This window comes from Cryobacterium sp. 10I1 (assembly GCF_035019805.1).
Taxonomy (GTDB): Bacteria; Actinomycetota; Actinomycetes; order Actinomycetales; family Microbacteriaceae; genus Cryobacterium; species Cryobacterium glucosi.
This window is the reverse complement of sequence record NZ_JASJVF010000432.1, coordinates 1-1,626: the sequence shown is the minus strand read 5'-3', so window position 1 is coordinate 1,626 and position 1,626 is coordinate 1. Positions and strand designations below refer to the sequence as shown.

The window sequence follows — 1,626 nt, the reverse complement described above, 5'->3', positions numbered from 1 at the left end:
CGTACGCGGCATCCGCCGGCTGCTGCTCGCCCTCGACGCCGACCCGGCGACCCTCGCCGCGGTGCGGGACGCCCTCGCCGCCGGTACCGGCTGGGAGGCCATCGCGGCGGCGGCCGGGCTGAAACCACCGGCGGCCAGGTGGCGGTGGAGCGGTTCGGATTCCGAGATCGCCGCCCGTCTCGAGGCAGGCCGGAAGCGATCGGCCCGTCCGAGTTCCGTGCCGACCGAACTGCCCGGATACTCGGTCGCGGAGGCGGCGACGAGGCTCGGTATCACCGTCCAGGCCGTCTATCTCCGGGTGAGCCGGGGTAAACTGGCCAGCCAGACCATCGAGCTGCCGGACGGCCGCTCGTATAAACGGGTCTTCCTCGACGCAGCGGACGACGTGCCGAGCCCGCCGGACGCGGTCCGGCCGGGCCGGCCGGACCACGTGAACCGGATCGGGCGGATGCCCGCAGCTTCAGACCCACACACACGTGCCGAAACCACATACGTGCCGAAACCACAGGGATGACGGAGTACCACCATGACTGATTTTCCGACAGAGAACTTCAACCGCACCACCCCGTACAACACGGGTGACAACACGGCCGTGACCCCGGTCGTTGGAACGGAGACCGGGTCCCGGGCGATCTCGGCCCCGCCGGAGAAGCAGCCTCGGCCGGCATCCGCCGTTTCGGCCAGCGGGAGCGGCGCGTCGCGCACTGCGCTCGTCGTGCTCGCCGCCATCGGGATGCTCGGACTGGCGTTCGTCGTGATGATCCTCGTCGGCGTCTCGAGCGAGAGCATCAACGCCCTCGCCGTCTTCGCGACTCCGATCGCGTCGATGGTCGCGGCGTACTACGGAATCACCCTGAGCATCCAGCAGGTCAAGAACGAGCGCGCCGAGAAGGAGATCGCGATCAAGCGGGCCGACGTCGCGGACGCGTCGAGCCGGGAGACCGAGGTCTGGGCTGCCCAGATGGAATCGGGACTCCGCGTGGCGATGGCCAAGCTCACCGCAGCCCACATCGGCACCGATGAGGTCACCAAGGCGGCGGGCACGCCGGACGGTTTCTTCTAGGCGACGGTTTCCACTAAGCGCTGACGAGGCGCCCTGACCTGGTCGCGGCGACGAAACCGGCGTAGTCCGCCGTGGCCTGCTCCGCGTATGCGACCGCGAAGTCGGCGAACGCCCTGTCGGCCTTGCCGCCCAGGCCCAGGTAGGCGGCGATCGGCACCGGGTCTCCGGAGCGGGCGTGGGCGCGCGCGAGTGTCGTGCCGGTCAGCCGGGCATAGGCGAGCAGCCCTGCCGCGGTGAACGTCGCAGGATCGGGCGACCACTTCATGTCGCGCAGCTGACGCCCGTAGTACTGCCCGCCGAGCGGGGTCGTCGCCCAACCGAGGAACACGTCTCCCGAGGCCTGCATCAGGCGCTGGCCCTCGACGACGCGCTGGCCGGCATGGGCGGGCCCCGCGTGCGACCCCGTCGCCGTGTCACTCCGGTCGATCACCGATCGCTGTGCCTCCTTGAGCTGGAGCACGAGCACGTCTTCCGGTCCGATCCCTTCGAGCAGGACGACCCAGGAGTACAGGCCAACGCTGCCGACCCCGACGACCTTGTGGGCGAAGTCGATGATGTGGAAC

3 protein-coding genes are annotated in these 1,626 nt (G+C 69.8%); 2 read left to right on the top strand and 1 reads right to left on the bottom strand.

What is annotated here, in order from left to right:
* Nucleotides 1-514: hypothetical protein (locus QN345_RS18800; RefSeq protein WP_323509080.1), on the top strand; the 514-nt coding region annotated here is incomplete at its 5' end.
* A gap of 12 nt (nt 515-526) precedes the next feature.
* A complete protein-coding gene (locus QN345_RS18795; RefSeq protein ID WP_134559814.1) occupies nt 527-1,063 on the top strand; it encodes a hypothetical protein in 537 nt (178 codons plus the stop codon).
* 13 nt (nt 1,064-1,076) lie between these two features.
* Here the strand turns inward: QN345_RS18795 and QN345_RS18790 are convergent.
* On the bottom strand, nt 1,077-1,626 hold a 550-nt coding region (locus QN345_RS18790), incomplete at its 5' end, for a DUF2252 family protein (protein ID WP_323509079.1).